10 protein-coding genes are annotated in these 18,179 nt (G+C 50.2%); 1 reads left to right on the top strand and 9 read right to left on the bottom strand.

Going from position 1 to position 18,179, the window contains the following annotated elements:
* Positions 1-155: 155 nt before the first annotated feature.
* From K4H28_RS00050 to K4H28_RS00035, 4 genes are all read right to left on the bottom strand, one after another.
* Positions 156-5,858: an alpha-2-macroglobulin family protein gene (locus K4H28_RS00050; RefSeq protein ID WP_221006252.1), complete on the bottom strand. Its 5,703-nt coding sequence runs from the start codon at positions 5,856-5,858 to the stop codon at positions 156-158.
* A gap of 62 nt (positions 5,859-5,920) precedes the next feature.
* Positions 5,921-6,880 carry an ABC transporter substrate-binding protein gene (locus tag K4H28_RS00045; protein ID WP_221006251.1) on the bottom strand — a complete coding sequence of 320 codons (960 nt, stop codon included), beginning with the start codon at positions 6,878-6,880 and terminating at the stop codon, positions 5,921-5,923.
* Positions 6,880-7,389 (bottom strand): glycine cleavage system transcriptional repressor, encoded by a 510-nt coding sequence (locus K4H28_RS00040; protein ID WP_221006250.1) that lies wholly within the window; start codon positions 7,387-7,389, stop codon positions 6,880-6,882. Before K4H28_RS00040 ends, K4H28_RS00045 begins: the two co-directional genes overlap by 1 nt.
* A gap of 177 nt (positions 7,390-7,566) precedes the next feature.
* Positions 7,567-9,186, bottom strand: coding sequence for a methyl-accepting chemotaxis protein (locus K4H28_RS00035; protein WP_221006249.1), 1,620 nt, complete (start codon positions 9,184-9,186; stop codon positions 7,567-7,569).
* A 281-nt stretch (positions 9,187-9,467) separates the two neighbouring features.
* Here K4H28_RS00035 and K4H28_RS00030 point away from each other — a divergent pair, with 281 nt between their 5' ends.
* Positions 9,468-11,672, top strand: coding sequence for an OsmC domain/YcaO domain-containing protein (locus K4H28_RS00030; RefSeq protein WP_221006248.1), 2,205 nt, complete (start codon positions 9,468-9,470; stop codon positions 11,670-11,672).
* A gap of 227 nt (positions 11,673-11,899) precedes the next feature.
* On the opposite strand, the gene K4H28_RS00025 is transcribed toward K4H28_RS00030, so the two are convergent.
* From K4H28_RS00025 to dnaA, 5 genes are all read right to left on the bottom strand, one after another.
* Positions 11,900-12,259 (bottom strand): hypothetical protein, encoded by a 360-nt coding sequence (locus K4H28_RS00025; protein WP_221006247.1) that lies wholly within the window; start codon positions 12,257-12,259, stop codon positions 11,900-11,902.
* On the bottom strand, positions 12,256-12,723 hold the full coding sequence (locus K4H28_RS00020; RefSeq protein WP_221006246.1) for a DUF2971 domain-containing protein: 468 nt from the start codon (positions 12,721-12,723) through the stop codon (positions 12,256-12,258). The genes K4H28_RS00025 and K4H28_RS00020 overlap by 4 nt, the downstream gene beginning before the upstream one ends.
* A gap of 176 nt (positions 12,724-12,899) precedes the next feature.
* Positions 12,900-15,329, bottom strand: a complete 2,430-nt coding sequence (gene gyrB / locus K4H28_RS00015) for a DNA topoisomerase (ATP-hydrolyzing) subunit B (protein ID WP_221006245.1) — start codon at positions 15,327-15,329, stop codon at positions 12,900-12,902.
* A gap of 97 nt (positions 15,330-15,426) precedes the next feature.
* Positions 15,427-16,533 (bottom strand): DNA polymerase III subunit beta, encoded by a 1,107-nt coding sequence (gene dnaN, locus K4H28_RS00010; protein ID WP_221006244.1) that lies wholly within the window; start codon positions 16,531-16,533, stop codon positions 15,427-15,429.
* Between the two features lie 248 nt (positions 16,534-16,781).
* Positions 16,782-18,179 (bottom strand): chromosomal replication initiator protein DnaA, encoded by a 1,398-nt coding sequence (gene dnaA / locus K4H28_RS00005; protein ID WP_221008083.1) that lies wholly within the window; start codon positions 18,177-18,179, stop codon positions 16,782-16,784.

Raw genomic sequence — 18,179 nt, 5'->3', positions numbered from 1 at the left:
ATCGTCAAATCAAACATTTACACCACCATCCCAACCTTCCCCCGTCAAGAGGGAAGGAGTTACTGCAGTGCGTGATAAATAGAGCGCAGCGATACCCATCAATCCCAAAACGATGGGTATCGCCAAAACCGGCTCCACCTATCTACATTCATCAATCACTTCACCACCATCGCCGCATTTGGACTAGCGCCGAATACATCTGGCGCGTACATCGCTTCGACTCGGCTTGGTGGCATCTGGAAAGTACCGGCGTTGTTCAAGCGCACCGTATATTCAACTGCAAACTTACCGCGTGGCACGTAGCTGTAATAGGCGCGGTAGCCGGCAAAGCGGTGTTCTTCGAAATCGGGCCATGCCCAGCCGCTGCGTTTTTCGCCCTGCGTTGCAATCGCCGAATCGCGCCCTAGGCCGTTACCTAAAATCGTCGCGCCAGCGGGGATGGGGTCGTCAACGACGACTTGCGTCATATCCGCTTGCGCGTCGATTTCCAGCGTCACGCGCACAACGTCGCCTCGGCTATATTGGCCGGCGACTTTTGGCTCAACTGGCGTTAGCGTTTTCTTGATGCTGTAACCCGCGACTTGCGGCGCTTTGAGCGCGACGGCGGCGAGTGCTTGCACTGTCACCCACGGCGCGCCGGTGCCTTGCTGCGTGATGCTCAAGTTCGTCGTTTTCACTGGCCACGGCAACATGACCGGAGCCGGATCAGTCGTTCCCCATACGGCAGATTTATTCACGTCGGCCAAGGTCGCTTTCGCTTGGCCAGTCACAGGTATTGCCTCGAAGTTTTTGCTAAATGAGGCCACAGCAAGCGTACCCCATACATTGGCATTGGTGGTCCACCACACGCCGCGCTGTTGGCGGCCAAGCAGACCCGTCAACATTTTCGGCACATCTTCTTTCCAAGTCGGTAACTCGCGTACGGCCAAAATCAGGCGCGCTGCGTTGACGTCGCCGTTATTCATCAGCCACCACCAGTAATCGTCACGTTCGGTCGAGAACACCATACGCGTGCCTTGGTAAGTGAGGCGGCCGCGCAGGATTTGTTCGGCTTCTGCCAAACGAGCAGCGCGATCGGGCAAGGTCGGGGCGCGTTGCAATAGCGACAACCAATCAACCAACATCGCCGTCGTCCATGTTTGCGGCTGGATATTGAGCACCGCTAACTGACGCGGCGCAAAGCGGCCATATCTTGCCAGCGCATCAAACGCAGCAAGATAACGCGCATCCAAATCAGGGCGCGGCGACCAGAAATCGCGTTTGATTCGGCCTTCGACAAATTGCGTTAAGCCTTTGAGCATCGCATCGCGCGAGGCATCGGGGATTGCATAGCCCGCTTCGTGTGCCGCGCTCAGGATGTAGGCGGTTAGAGAATCGTAGCCCTTCGCACCACTGCCCTCGCGTGGTGGGTAATACATCGCCAAGCCATCGGAATCGAGATACAGCGGCAATTCCTGCATGATTTTTTCCCAACGGGCTTTGTCTTGCAGACCCATCGCGACCGAGGCTTTTTGCTCTAAGCACACATACGGATATTTCAAGAACCACTCGCGCACGGCAGGCATGTCACGCGTGAGTTTGGCTTGGAATTGCAGATTGATACCACCACGCCCTGCTTGTGCATTAGGTGGCAAGGCAACCGGCATCGTCACTGGCGTATCAAGGCGACGCAGCGAGGCTTGCTGCACTGTGACTGGAATCGCTGGCTCGACTTGCTGGCTGTGCGCCAGTTTATCAACGGCTTTTTCACCGCCCTGCTCGGTGGCGGAAATCACCCAATCCAGCTTGCTCACCCCCATCGGCACCCTCACCGGCCAACTCACTTCACGCGCTTCACCCGCGCCGATATCGAGCGTTTGCGGATTCAAATTCAAGCCAGCCGCTTGCGCGCTCACCGCTACTTTCATTGCGCGACTGCTGCCATTGCGAATCGTCGTCATCGCCGCAAACTGATCGCCTTCACGCACTAGTGGCGGCAGTCCAGCGGTGAGTTGCAAGTCTTGCGTCACCGCAATTGAGGTGCTGCCCGTGCCAAATTGCCCCGCGCCCACTTCGGCAACGGCGACGAGTTTAAACTTGGTCAACGCATCATTCAGCGGCACAGCAATCGTTGCGCTGCCGTTAGCATCAAGGATGAGTTTCGGTTGCCAAACTAACAGCGTATCGAGCAATTCACGCGTTGGTGCGACACCACCACCACCTCCGGGTGGCAAGGCTTTGCGGCCAAAATGACGTTTACCGATCACTTCTTGCTGCGCGGTGGCAGTTTCAACACCGTAAGCTCGCTGCTGCAACATCGCATCGAGCAAATTCCACGATGTATTGGGCTGCAGCTCAAGCAGCGACTCGTCTACAGCGGCAAACATCACCTCTGTCCCTGCGGGCGCAGGTTTGCCATTAGGGAGTTTGACTTGCACTTTGACTTGCGCGGTTTTGCGGATGCTGTACACCGGCTTATCAGCCGTCACGCTAACCTGCAATTTATGCGCGGCTTCGCCGACTTTGATTTGTGCAAGGCCATATTTAAAGGCTGGTTTGGATAAGTCGACCATCGCCGTTGGCGCTTGAAAGTCGCCGCCTTCATTCCAATACGCATCCCACCATTCGCTCGGCGCTTTCCAGCCCCAAGTAAAGAAGGAATACCACGGCACATCGCGCACGCGGCCACGCACGGCCAGCACCGACACATACACATTCGGTGCCCAAGCACTGGCTATTGGCAGCTCAAAAGTTGGATTTTTACCTGATAGTTCGATGACCTTGGTTTCAATGACGCCTTCGCGCTCAATCGCGACCCACGCGGTGGCGGTTCTAAATGGCATTCGCACTTGGAACGTGGCCGTTTCACCCGGTTGATACGATGGTTTTTCTGGCACGACGTCGATGCGGTCGTTGTTTTCGCCATCAAACCACATTTCATTTTGGCGGCTCACCCACACCGTTTGCGCAGCACTCACTTTGCGTTTTTCGGCATCACTGGTTTGCGCGATCAGTTCAATACGGCCTTCGTCTTTCAGCTCGACATCGCAAAATACCAAACCGCGCGCATCGCTTTTACCGCTGCAGACCTCGCCCAAGTCTTCGGTTTTTTCTTCGCTTTCATAAGCATAAAAACCGCCGACCAAACGCTTGCGCGTCGATAAATAGCTATGCCGCACCGCGCTCACCTTCACTTCTCGGCCTGCAACGGGCTTATTATTGGTATCGACCACCACCGCTTTCATCGCGACGGTCTTACCAACCGCAGCCCAATCCTCGACTTGCACGCCAATTTGCACAGCAGCAGGCCACAGGGTCACGGTACGCGAAATCGTTTGCACTTCGCCATTCGGATCTGTGTACGTGGCCTCAGCGACTAAATCGGTCGGTTTGCTGATGGGCGGCAAATTAGCAATGTTGACCTTGCCTGCGCCATTGCCATCGAGCACCACGGCGGCTTTATTCAGAACCACTTTGCCGTCGAGCGAGGGTGTTTTTGCATCGCGTTGCAATTCTGGCGCGTAAAAACTAAAACCATCAAAACCTTCAGGGCGGCCATAACGCTCACGCAGCATCGAGCTAACGCTCACTGGCAAGGCTTTGGCTGCGCCGCCGTTGCCGTAGCTCATCGCCAGCGATAACGCTAAAGCTTGCGGTGCAATTGTGGCCTTGTTATCAAAACTGATTTGCCCCCGCATCACAGGCAAACGGAATTCTTCAACGCGGAATGTGCCGGTATATAACGTAATGCCATCCTGATCATAGCCTGCATCCTCATCCCCCCCAGAGGTATTGCGAGCACCTTTTTTGCTTAACTTCAATGAATACGCGCCGAGCTTGGCATTAGCTGGAATCGCATAAGTCGATTCAGCGTAACGCCCATTGCGCCACGTCAGAGGGAATTTGAACTCTTGACCGCTGCCATCGTGAGTAATCGTTAATTCGGTGGGCAGCTGGCTTGGTTTCGGCAAGGCAAAACCTTTGGAATTCTCAACACGAATCACGTGTTTCATCGACACCGTTTCGCCAGCGCGGAATAGCGTTCGGTCAAACACCGTGTGCGCGCGCAGCGCAGGCTGATCACCGTAAATCGTTTGCACGGGGAAGCGCCAGCTTTCTATGCCTTGATTCCACGTTGAACGAGCGAACGAGACGTCTTCCACGCCTTTGGTATCAGTTTTACGAGCGGTGATTAAAAATCCCGCCAAACTGCGACTGTTGCACGATTTCTCTTTCAAGAATTGCGGAATCAGCGCCGCGCCATTCGCGCCCGTTTTGCCTTGCCACAACAGCTCCGCCGCGCAGTTATACACGGCGATTTTGGCTCCAACGACGGGTTTAGCGGTATCAAGTGTCGTCACCCACACCGCTGCGTTTTCTTTGCTGTGTTTGAAGTGCACCGCTAAATTTGTGACCAGCGCAGCGGTGCGCACATACATCGGTTTATTGCTATCGAGTAGCGTTTTGCCCAGCACGCGCGACTCCAGCTCGACGATGTGCAGGCCGGGCGTTTTAAGCGGAATGCCAACGACTTCAAACGGCCATTTTCCTTTGCTATCTGGCGCGCCGGGCAAGCTCAAATTGACCGCAGATTTTTCAGTTTTGAGTAGGCTCAGGCGACGCGTTTCTACATCTTTACCATTGATGGGAATGATATTTTCATCGTAATAATTCACTTTGGCCAACCAAGCCATCATCGCCTGATCATCTTTCAAGGTCAGCGAACTTCCGCCGATTTTGGCCGATTTAATCGGCATATCGGCTTCAATATGGCGCAAAGTGACGGGTAATGCGGGATCGGCATTGAGTTCCAAAATCCCAAATGGCGCAGCGGAAAATTTGGCTAAGGGTGGATAATCTGCCGTTTTGATTTTGAGCGGAAACGCATCGCCATTTTTGAGCTCTTTGCTCAGCTCACTCGGTAATTTGATTTCAAATTCAGCCTCGGCGGTAAATGGGCCTTTGAAACGCACATACTCGCTAATGCCGCTGCTTTCGTCCTGACTAAAATAAGGTTTGGCTTCGCCGCTGGCCGATTTCAAAATGATTTTTTCAGCCAAACTACGGGGTATAGGCCTAGAGAAATTAAGCCTGAAGTCTTTGAAGGGAATACATCCCGATGATGCATTCTGACGTTCGCACGAAAAATTAGCGGTAAATTCTGGCTCGACTTTGAAATTGAGTAATTGCGGGTCACGACTACCGGGACGGGAGTTGATCAAAACGACCTTGGTATTGGCAGGCAAACGCTGCGCGCACTGCACGACATCGACTTGCGAGGCCATTTTTTGCAAATTAAAGTGCTTCAGCAAAGTCGCTTTATCGTCGCCACTAAGCCGTTTCATCGGCAAGCGTTCGGCTTGGCCTGCGACTTGGCAGAATAAATGCTGGCTGCTTGCCGGCGCCGCGCCGTTGTATTGCAAGACAAAGGCTTGATCCTCAGCGATGCCGCCACTGGCATATTCAGCACTATCATCGGCCACACCAGTGCCATTGTCAGGCCACGAGCGTGTGATGATGGGTGCGCCAGTATGAAAGCTAAATTGCGTTTTGCCGGTAATCGGCTCGCCATTTTGCGCTTTAAGCCCTGCCTTGACCTTGAAACTGCATTGCGTCGCGGCTGGCATTTCGCCTGAGAAATCCATCACCCACGATTTATCATCGAGCCAACGCGCATTGCCTTTCACGGGGCACACCACATCAAACGGCGCAGCAGCGGATAAATCGCCAAACTTGATCATCGGCGCAGAAAACGTCGCGCGCACTTGCTGCACTTTGGCGACTTCATTTTGCGGGGAAAATTGAGAAACACTGGCAGCAAAGCTGGCCGCAGTCGAAATAGACAACAGCAAGCCCCACGTGAAAGAACGAAAAGACATGACGGCAAACCCAGAAAAAGCGCAATACCGACAATTTACTCCAAGCTAGCAGAAAGCAGAAATTAAGGTTGCCAACTTATTCTTTTTTGCAATGAAGGCGGGATATTCAGCTGCCAGTGAGTAACTTTAGCGCGACTAAACACTAAATGACCAGGGCTACTGAGCTGGATCGGCATATTGGCTTGCGGCAATTGCAATAAGGAACGCGCCATTTTTCCCGCTGCAGCACCATGTTCAAAGCCAGACAACACCATGCCCCCCGCCGCCGCCTGACGGCCAATCGCAAAATCCCAAAAGCCAAACAAGGGCACGGGGCTATGCTCGGACGTCCATTGCAAAACCTTTTCAGCATCAACATGCTGCAAATCTGCCGCAGTCAAAGCCTGATACGTCCCCAGCAAAATAGCATCGTATTGCTGATTGGCGCTCTTCACCTTGGCTTGCCAGTCGGCAAACGTTCCAATTAACACCACATCGACGCCGCGCAGTTTCAACTTTTTTAGGTCATCTTGCAGAATAAATGAAGAACGATCTTGATCTAGCAACACCAAAATCCGGCAGTCCGCGCCGCGTACCGTGCGAATCAAATCTACATTTTGTTGATAAAGAGGCCGCTCTAAAACCCCCGTGACGCTGGCAGGCCATGGGCCAGAAAAGTAGCGCTTTGGATCTGCATTCACCCCCAAAAACACCACTGGCATTTTCATTCGCGCCAAGTGTGAACCCAATAAGGCGAGCGCAGCGTCATCGCCGAGTACGACGAGTTTGGGCTTTTTTTGCTGAATCTCATGCAAGGCCAATTCTGCTTGCTCTAAGTGCTCTCTGGTCGGTAAACGCTTGGTATCTAGCGCAATGTAATCGAGCTCTGCCACGCCATCGAGTTTACTCCGCAAGCCTTGCAAGTATTCCCGATCCCAGCCGTTTTCTGGATGGTAGCTTTCCACCACCATCACCAAAGGCTGCGCCAGCAGCGAGCTCACGCTCACTGCAAAGCATAGCGCCAAGAGCCGACTAGTCCACATTAGTCAGCCCACTCGACCATTAAATCATCGGCAATCGCTTCTAAATCGCGGCGTACATGGCCTAGATCTACGCTGATTGGTGCAGAGAGCAGCGCTTGCGCATGAAACATCATTTCACCCGACATCGGTGCGCTATCGAGCCATGTTTCGAGCTTTTCAACGTTGACGCCAAAGCCAGCCAAAATAGTCGACACGTCTTTGACGATACCAATTCGATCGTGCCCCACCAGTGTGAGTGCCACGCTTTGCAAAGACGCGTCGTTCTCATCCGCCAACTCAGCATCCAACACACCACGAACATCCAAGCCAGGCAAGGCTTGCAAGGCCGCTAGCAGCAGAGCGCCATCGCCCTTCACGGCCACTTTCACAATCCCAGCAAACTGCCCCGCCAAACGGGAAAATGACGACTCCAGCCAATTGCCCTGCTGCTGCGAAATCACCGCCGCCAATTGCTCTACCAAACCCGGTTTGTCTTGCCCAATTACCGATACGACTAATATATTTTTCATTGTCTTACTCCCTTTATTCGCAGCGCAATGTGCGTGAGCTTAGCTGATTTAGGTGGCTACGCTTAAACGGAATCTAAAACTCGATACGAATAATCCACACAATCAGCGGCAGTCAAAAAGTGACTGCCGCTCTTAAGCAACGCTCAACGCTTTCGTATGCTAGCCACTCAGTCACCATTAGCTTGAGCGGTAGCGAAATAAATTCACCTCAGTTTGCAAACTTTGCGTCATTTTTTCCAGCAAAGCGGCCGATTGGCTCATGCTTTGCACGGCAGATGTGTTTTCTTCGGTCATTTGTGCCACTTGCTCGACCTGCTGCGCAATCAACTGTGTACTGGATTTTTGCTCATTGAGCGCTTCAGCAATATTACGAATCGCATGATCTTCGCGCTCCACATCCTGATTAATTTCAGCAATCGCCAAACCGGCCTCATCAGCCACACTGGCGCAATCATGTGCGCGCTGTACCGTCGCATTGCTGGCATAGACGGCTTGTTTACTGGCCTCATCAATTCGGGTCACCATTTGCTGAATATCAACAGTGGCAGCAGCGGTTCGCTCGGCTAATTTACGAACTTCATCGGCGACCACGGCAAAACCTCGGCCCTGCTCACCCGCTCGGGCCGCCTCGATGGCCGCATTCAAGGCAAGCAAATTCGTTTGATCGGCCACTTCTTTAATCACCCCTACCACCGAGCTAATTTTATCGGCGTCGGCCCCCAGCATTGCCACTTTGCTAGCGGCATCGGCCACTTCATGGTCAATGTGGCGAATTTCGATGACGGTTTGCCGGATAGAGCTGCCGCCATCGGCCACACGCCTTAAGGTCGCTTGGCCAATACGACGCGCATCTTCGGCATTGTCGGCCACATGACTAATGGCCACCGTCATTTGCTCGACGGCAGCGGCCATCGAGCTCGTCGATTCGGCCCCCAGATGCGTTGCCTTAGAAACCTGATCGCTCGTGCTCGCCAGATTTGCAGTTTCGCGCGATACCGTTTCAATCGCTTGTGCCACATTACTCACCAAATCTTGCATCGTGCCCGAGAGCTGATTGTAGGCGAGCGCAATCGTGTCGATTTCATCGTTGCCATGCACGGCAACACGCACAGTTAAATCTTGATGCTCGGTTGCTCGATTTAATTGATCACGTAAAGCATTGATTTTTTTGGTCATCCCCAAAATAACCCAAGCAGAAAACAGCGCACCAAACAGCAGCGCCACCACAATAAAGCCAATCGTCAGCATGCGAGTATTGGCAAAATCACCTTGCGCCAATTCAAAGTTTTTTTTCGCTTCGCTCAATTGCAATTCGACTAATTTAGAAATGTGTTCAGAGACGGGATCAATCGCTGGATACAGTGCGGTGCGTGCAAATTGATTGAGCGCCTCAGCATCTTTACTTGCCAAAATTTGCTCCAAGCGATCAATTTCTCGATCAGCTAGCTGCATGCTAGCCAGCGTGGCTTTCACCATGCCTGCTTCATCTGGCGTCATTGCAGTACTGCTGTAGGCCTGCCATTCAGTTTGAATTTTGGCTTGCGCAGCACTAATGCCACGAAGCGCCTCATCAAATGTAAAGATCTGATGATTGGCTTTATGGGTGGTGTCAACGATATCAACCGCATATTTATCAGCCACAATTTTCAATTCAGCCAACGGCAAGATGCGATCTCGATACGTCATCTCAAAGGCTGCATTGGTTTTTTCCAAGCTTTGCAGCGCCAAAATGCCCATAAGCATCATGAGTATTAATAGTCCTGCACTCAAAACGATGAGTTTGCCTTTGATTGTCATTTTATTCACCCAGCGGTTCGTAATATTTATTTGTAAGTGCGGGGGGCTAAAATGGCAAGCAATGAACCTTTCATCTCTCTACTTCAATAAATTGAAAAATTACATACTTGGAATATTTCAAAAACCATTCGGTACGTTGAGGTAAATGCTCAATTAAATACTGAATAAAACTCATCCATCAGGCTGCCGATTAGCGGCCATCGTCGATTAGCTCAGGACTGCAATGGGAAAAAACCGGATAATAGCGCCCAACTCAATTTGAAGCATTTTTGGAATTCCCCATGGAAATTAAGGTTAACTTTCTCGACAAGCTGCGCCTCGAAGCCAAGTTCGACGACTTTACGGTGATTGCTGATCAGCCGATTCGCTACAAAGGCGACGGCTCTGCGCCGGGGCCGTTTGATTACTTTTTGGCTTCATCAGCGCTGTGTGCGGCGTATTTTGTGAAGTTGTACTGCGAAACGCGCGGGATTTCGACCGAGCATATTCGCCTGTCGCAAAATAATATTGTCGATCCAGAAAACCGCTACCAGCAGATTTTCAAGATTCAGGTCGAGTTACCTGCCGATATTTCCGCCAAAGATCGCCAAGGGATTTTGCGCTCGATTGATCGCTGCACAGTTAAAAAAGTCGTGCAAACGGGTCCTGAATTTGTCATTGAAGAAGTCGAGAACCTCGACGCCGATGCGCAAGCGCTGCTCACGCTCAATCCCTCGTTGGACGCGGCCACCTATATCCTCGGCAAAGATTTACCGCTGGAGCAAACCATCGCCAATATGTCGGGCTTGCTGGCTGACTTGGGCATCAAAATCGAAATCGCCTCGTGGCGCAATATTGTGCCCAATGTGTGGTCGCTGCATATTCGCGACGCGCACTCGCCGATGTGTTTTACCAACGGCAAAGGTTCGAGCAAAGAAAGCGCTTTGGCCTCGGCCTTGGGCGAGTATATCGAGCGAATTAGCTGCAACTATTTCTACGCAGGCTCATTCTGGGGTAGCGACATCGCCAACGCCGAGTTTGTACATCACCCGAGCGAGCGCTGGTTTCAGCCGGGCCCGAATGGTGAATTGCCAACCGAGATTCTGGACGACTATTGCTTACCGATTTTCAATCCCGATGACGAGTTATTAGGTACTCATCTGTATGACACCAACTCCGGCAATACCGAGCGCGGTATTTGCTCTCTACCGTTTGTGCGTCAGTCGGATGGCGAAACGGTGTATTTCCCCAGCAATTTGATTGAAAACTTGTTCGTTAGTAATGGTATGAGCGCGGGCAATACCGTGGCCGAAGCGCAAGTACAGTGCCTATCAGAAATCTTCGAGCGCGCCGTAAAACGCGAAATTTTAGAAGGCGAAATCGCACTGCCCGATGTGCCGCAAGATGTACTGGCGAGATACCCAAGCATTGTGGCGGGAATTAAAGGCCTCGAAGAGCAAGGCTTCCCAATTCTAGTCAAAGACGCCTCACTCGGCGGCCAATATCCGGTGATGTGCGTCACGCTAATGAACCCGCGCACTGGCGGTGTGTTTGCCTCATTCGGCGCGCATCCGAGCTTGGAAGTCGCCATCGAGCGCAGCCTAACCGAGTTGCTGCAAGGCCGCAGCTTTGAAGGCATGAACGACTTGCCACGCCCGACCTTGGAAAGCCAAGCACTGCGCGAACCGAATAACTTTGTCGAGCATTTCATCGATTCCAGCGGTGTGGTGTCATGGCGTTTCTTCAGTGCGAAATCCAATTACGAATTCGTTGATTGGGATTTCTCAAGTCAAGGCGAAAACTCAAATGCCGAAGAAGCCGCGACCTTGTTCGGCATTCTGGCCGACATCGGCAAAGAAGCCTATATGGCGGTGTACGACGAATTGGGCGCGAAAGCTTGCCGCATTTTGGTGCCCGATTATTCCGAAATTTACCCCATCGACGATTTGGTGTGGGACAACACCAATAAAGCACTGCTGTTCCGCGAAGATATTTTGAATCTGCATCGTTTGAGCGATGTGCGTTTGTATTCGCTACTACAGCGCTTAGAAGAACACGAGCTGGGCGATTATTCGGATGTTTCTGATTTGATCGGCATCGACTTTGACGAAAATACCGTTTGGGGCCAGCTCACCGTGCTGGAGCTGAAACTACAAATTCATCTGGCACTACATCAATACCGTGAAGCCCACGAGCTGATTGGCGCGTTCTTGCAATACAACGACAACACGCTTGATCGCGTACTATTTTATCAAGCGCTCAATGTCGTGCTCGAAGTGGAAATGGATGAAGAGCTGGAATTTGCCGACTTTGAAGTCAATTTCCGTCGTATGTTTGGTAACGAACGTATCGATGCAGTGATCGGCTCGATCGACGGCAGCATCCGCTTTTACGGACTCATGCCAACCAGCATGAACCTCGAAGGGCTAGATCGACATCATCGCCTGATCGACAGCTACAAAAAGCTGCATGCTGCGCGGGCGAAGGCGGCGGCTAAATCTAGCTAATGTGGTAAGTGGGGCTGGTAGGCTGGCGCTAAGCCTGCGCAGCCCAGCGGGTTGTATAGGTATTGCCATGTAGCTATTAAATAGTATTGGCTACATTGGTATACATTCATGATTATTGAATCGTAGGGCGGGTTAGCCTTTAGGCGTAATCCGCCAATCAGATTACGATTTCAAAAATTAAAATGAGCGCGGGTTTATAAAACTAAGTGGCCTACATGGAAAAAATTCTACAGCCACTTAGTTCGCCCAAAATCAAACCACGGAGTGCAATTCCTCCATTTTAGCTGTTGATATTGAAGACCTAAATGTTTTGTTAAGCTGCAAACTTTAGATATATCTTCATCTGTACAGTCTGCACCAAACATAATTCCACTCAAAGAATGTTTATATTCAAAGTACAGTTCATCTGCACAATCGAAAACAACAAAACGAAATTCATCTTCATTTCTCCAATCAGTTGATTTTTCAAAATAGAATCGTTTTTCAAACTTACGTAAATGATTTAAAGCATAATCATCAGCCCTACTTTCTTCCAAGCTATCCACATTAACTATAAAGGCCTGCTCCAGCTGGATTTCATCAATCAATCAATCAATCTATCTTGATAATTAACCATTCCAGAAGAGCAATCTTTATTTGAAAACTGTTCGTAGAAGATGTCGCTAAATTGTAGTGTATCGAATATCAAACAAACTCCAGTATGATTCCCCCCATACTGCGCCCACATTCTAGGCTTACAAAACCCTCTATTGGGCATATCAGTCAGATGATTTCCTGTGAGATTCTTATCAGTAGAAAAGCAGAGCAAATTAGTCTTTTGCTTTAATGTTGGATTAAGCACTTTAGATAAATATTCTGGAGTATATTTATCTAAATTCCTACCTTGATTAGTTCCCGGTATAAAAAACCAATCCTTTGTTTCTTTTGGATCATTAGTCTTCGCAAAAGGAGAAAGTCTTAAGTTTTTATTTTCAAGTATAAATTCAATGGCCGTTTCAGCTTTCGTATAGTGATATATGTATTGATCACTTTCTTTTTGCCCTGTAAACATCTCTATCAATCTCCAATATTTTAGTCCTGTAGGGTGCGAAAATCCCTACAGCACGAAAGACAACCCAATGTGTATCACCACGCAGACCTTATAATGCAAGGACCATATATCTATACCCAAACAAATAAAAAGCCACCGAACATCGGTGGCCTTTTCATATTTACTAAAAAAATTTTCTAAACGTCGAGGTTCCGTGCCACTAGCGCATTTTGTTCGATGAATTGACGGCGCGGTTCAACTTGGTCGCCCATTAAAGTCGTAAAGACTTCATCGGCAGCGATGGCGTCGCCGATGGTGACTTTCAACAAGCGGCGAACGGTGACGTCCATCGTGGTTTCCCAGAGCTGTTCTGGATTCATTTCACCCAGACCTTTATAGCGCTGAATGCTCATATTGCGGCGGACTTCGGCCAGTAGCCAATCGAGCGCTTCTTTGAAGCTGCGAATTGGCTGCTCAGCGTTGCCACGGCGGATGATAGCGTCGGCTTGAACCAAGCCCATCAACGATTCTGCCATTCTTGCAATTTGCGCGTAGTCGCCCGACAAGATGAAGTCGGAATCGATGTATTGCATCGTCACCACGCCATGCAAACGGCGCTCGATGCGGATTTGCCACCCGGCATCGACCAATTCGGCTGCAAAGGTAAAGGCCGGATGTTTCACTGCTGCGCTCAAGCGGGCAATCGCATCCAATGCGCTGGCTTCATCATCAAGCACCATCGGCGCGATGGTGAGCATGGCGTTCAAGACCATTGGGTCGATGAAACGGCTTTCGCGTTCAATAATCGCTTCGGTGGTGAAGAATTGACGCGCCAATGTTTCGAGCGTTTCGCCACTGATGCTGGCTGCGCCAACCGCAGGAATCAATTCAGCGCCATTCATTGCTGCGCGCAATAGATGTTGTTTGAGCTCTTGTTCGTCTTTAAGGTAAGTTTCGTTTTTACCTTGTTTCACTTTAAACAGCGGCGGTTGCGCGATATAGATATAGCCGCGCTCAACCAGCTCTGGCAGTTGGCGGTAGAAGAACGTCAATAACAGCGTACGGATATGCGAGCCATCCACGTCCGCGTCGGTCATGATGATGATGCGGTGATAGCGCAGTTTTTCGATATTGAAATCGTCTTTACCAATGCCACAACCGAGCGCCATGATCAGCGTGCCGATTTCTTGGCTGGCGAGCATACGGTCAAAACGCGCGCGTTCAACGTTCAGGATTTTACCTTTCAGTGGCAAAATCGCTTGGAATTTACGATCTCGGCCTTGCTTGGCTGAGCCACCCGCGGAATCACCCTCGACCAGATAGATTTCAGAGAGTGCGGGGTCTTTTTCTTGGCAATCGGCCAATTTACCTGGCAAGCCGAGTCCATCCAACACGCCTTTACGACGGGTGATTTCACGCGCTTTACGCGCCGCTTCACGCGCGCGCGCAGCATCAACGATTTTGCCGCAAATAATTTTGGCGTCGATTGGATTTTCCATCAGGAAGTCAGCCAATGCGCCGCTGACGACTTCACTGACCACAGGGCCAATTTCGCTGGAAACGAGTTTATCTTTGGTCTGGCTGCTGAACTTCGGATCTGGCATTTTGACCGACAACACGCAGGTCAAGCCTTCGCGCATATCATCGCCACTGGTTTCGACTTTGGCTTTTTTGGCAAAGTCGTGGCTGTCGATGTATTGATTCAGCGTACGCGTCATCACTTGACGCAGCGCGGTCATGTGGCTACCACCGTCGCGTTGCGGAATATTATTGGTGAAGCATTGCACCGATTCTTGATATGAGTCGTTCCATTGCATCGATACTTCGACCGTCATGCCGTCTTTGTCACCAATCGCATAAAAAATATGCGGGTGCAGTACTGACTTGGTGCGGTTCACGTATTCAACAAAACCACTCACACCGCCGGTGTAATTAAAGGTTTCTTCTTTGCCCGTGCGGCGGTCGATTAACTGAATATTCACGCCGTTGTTCAGGAACGAAAGTTCGCGAATCCGTTTGGCCAAGATTTCAAAGTGAAATTCAACCAAACCGAAGGTTTCGACTGAGGCCATAAAATGAACTTCAGTACCACGGCGTTCAGTGTCACCAACGACTTTCAATGGCGATACCGCTTCACCGAGGCGGAATTCCATTGAGTGTTTTTTACCATCGCGACGAATCGTCAAGCGCAACCAATCCGATAGCGCATTCACTACCGAAACACCCACACCGTGCAAACCACCCGATACTTTGTAGCTGTTTTGGTCGAACTTACCGCCCGCATGCAATTCAGTCATGACGATTTCAGCAGCAGAGCGTTTGAATTCGTCGTCTTCTTTGATTTGCGTTGGAATACCACGACCGTTGTCTTCGATACTCACCGAGCTATCAGCATGGATAATCACGCGAATGGTGTCGCAGTGGCCGGCCAACGCTTCATCAATCGCGTTGTCCAGTACCTCGAACACCATGTGGTGCAAACCAGAGCCATCTTGCGTATCGCCAATATACATACCAGGGCGTTTACGAACGGCTTCGAGACCTTTCAAGATACGGATACTATCCGCACCGTAATCAGCGGAATGGGCACTTTCTGGCGCTTGCGGGAGGTTTTTTTCTTCGGTCATGGCTTCTTAAATCAGAGATGTGAGGTGAAAGGTGTGAGGTGCACAAAAAAACGCGGCGGTGCGAACACCGCCCTACGCTTTTTTTCACGCCTCACCTCTAGATACGCATTGGCATCACAATGTATTTGAAGTGTTCATTATCTGGAATCGTTACCAATACGCTGGAATTCACATCGCCAAAGTAGCAATGCAAGGTTTCCACCGATAAATTGGTCAATACATCGAGCAGATATTGAATGTTAAAGCCGATATCGAGCGGCTCGCCGCTGTAACCCACTTCAACTTCTTCTTGGGCTTCTTCTTGCTCATTGTTATTGCACAAAATTTTCAGGGTGCTGTCGGTCAAGACCAAACGAACACCACGGAATTTTTCGTTCGACAAAATCGCTGCGCGTTGCATCGACGACAATAGCGCCTGACGATCTACGGTGAGCAATTTGTCATTATTTTGTGGAATCACGCGGTTGTAGTCGGGGAATTTACCGTCAACCACTTTGCTGTGAATCACGATTTTGCCAAAGCTGAATTTGACTTGATTGCTGGCGATATCAATGGTGACTTCGTCATCCACATCACCGAGCAATTTGAATAATTCAAGAATCGTTTTACGCGGCAAGATGACTTCGTTTTTCTCAAACGATGTGGCCAATTCAGTCGACACAAAGCCCAAACGGTGACCATCGGTAGCCACCAATTTCAACAAATTACCATCGGTGACCATAAACAGGCCATTGAGGTAATAACGAATATCTTGGTGCGCCATCGCAAATTGCACGCGGCCCAACAAAGCTTTGAGCTGGCCTTGTGGCAAGCGAATTGTGGCGCGTAGATTGGTATCAACGGCTAGCTCAGGAAAATCAGCGGCAGGAAGCGTTTGCAAAGCAAAGCGGCTTTTACCTGCTTTGATGGTCAAACGGCCTTCGGCTTCTTCGAGCGACACAACGGTTTTATCAGGAATCGCCCGCAAAATGTCGGACATTTTTTTCGCCGCAACGGTAATCGCGAAATCACCGCCCGAAAAGCCTTCGGTTTGCTGGCTGCTAATTTGAATTTCTAAGTCAGTACCGGTAAAAGATAGCGCATCGCCCTCTTTTTTAATCAGTACATTCGACAGAATTGGCAGAGTGTGTCGACGCTCGACAATACCCGTTACAGTGGCCAGTGGTTTTAGGAGCGAATCGCGTTCAGCTTGCAGCAGTTGCATTTACTCTCACCCATTTAATGTTTTTAAGATGTATCACAAAGTTGCACGATTCTACCGCAAATCGAGCCTAAAATCAGGAATGCGAAAGCTTTGCCGCAGCAAAATCACTATCGCTCAGCGCTGCGCGGCCAACTCAATACAGCACCTGCTTTTAATATACAGGTATTGCCTCGCAGGCAATTATTAGCAATACCCTGCAAGCAATACCCAACACAATCAATTAGAAAGCGTGCCGTATGTAGTACTAATCAAGAACGCAACATTTGCAGCAGCACACTGTATTGATGCGCCATTTCGCTGTCATTTTTGCGGAATTCTTCAATCGTGCGGCAAGCATGTAGAACGGTCGTGTGATCGCGACCACCAAACGCATCGCCAATCGCTGGCAAACTCATTTGGGTTAATTCTTTGGTCAGCGTCATCGCCATTTGTCGTGGCCGCGCAATATCGCGGGTGCGCTTTTTGCTGTGCATATCGGCCACTTTGATTTTGTAAAAATCAGCGACCGTCTTCTGAATATTTTCGACTGACACTTGGCGATTGCCAGAAGCCAAAATATCACGCAACGCTTCTTTGGCCGACTCAACCGTAATCGGTTGATTGGTAAAGCGCACATACGCTAGCACGCGTTTGAGAGCGCCTTCGAGTTCACGCACATTCGAGCGGATGTTTTTTGCCATAAAGAAAGCGACATTTGCGTCGAGCTTAAAGTGCTCGGCTTCGGCTTTTTTCAACAAAATCGCCACGCGCATTTCAGTTTCTGGCGGCTCGATCGGCACGATCAAACCCCAAGAGAAACGGCTGGTTAAACGCTCTTGCAGACCATCAATCTCACGCGGAATTTTGTCCGACGTCAGAATAATTTGCTTACCACTTTCAAGCAGCGCATTGAATAGATAGAAAAACTCTTCTTGCGTGCGGTCTTTGCCAACGAAGAACTGAATATCATCGACCAGCAGCAGATCAAGCGAATGGTAATAACGCTTAAACTCATCAAATGATTTGTGTTGATACGCCTTCACCACGTCTTGCACGTATTTCTCGGCATGAATATAGCGAATTTTGGCTTGCGGATTGTGCTGGTGTACAAAATTACCAATCGCTTGGATCAAATGCGTTTTACCCAAGCCCACGCCGCCATATACAAACAGCGGGTTGTAACTCACACCGGGATTTTCAGCGACTTGCATCGCCGCAGCGCGCGCCACCTGATTAGCTTTACCCGTAACCAACGCATCAAAGCTATGGGACGGATTTAAGCGCGTGGTTTCATGGCTAGCGCCACTGGCGTCAAAACGTTTGCTTTGTTTAACCGGCGCAGCCGACTGGGCAGGCTCGCCCGAAGCGGTAGCTGGTGAACTCGCTGCCGGCGCAGCCATTCTTGGCGCAGGCGCAGCCATTTGCCCGACTTTAAGCTCAATCGGCGGCGGTACGCCATTACATAGTTTAGCCGCGGCCATCTCGATCATGCCAAGATAGCGATCACGAATAAACTGTAAAAAAATCTGATTGGGCACGGCAATGACTAATGTTTCATCAATCATTTGCGCCGTTAAAGGCTTAATCCAGATATTAAACTGACTAGCGCCAAGGTTTTGCTGAAGCTCATTCAGACAATGTGGCCAGAGTGTATCGATTTGCATCAG

This window comes from Deefgea tanakiae (assembly GCF_019665765.1).
In the GTDB taxonomy this organism is placed as follows: Bacteria; Pseudomonadota; Gammaproteobacteria; order Burkholderiales; family Chitinibacteraceae; genus Deefgea; species Deefgea tanakiae.
The sequence above is the reverse complement of the archived record's forward strand: the minus strand, read 5'-3'. Positions and strand labels throughout refer to the sequence as shown.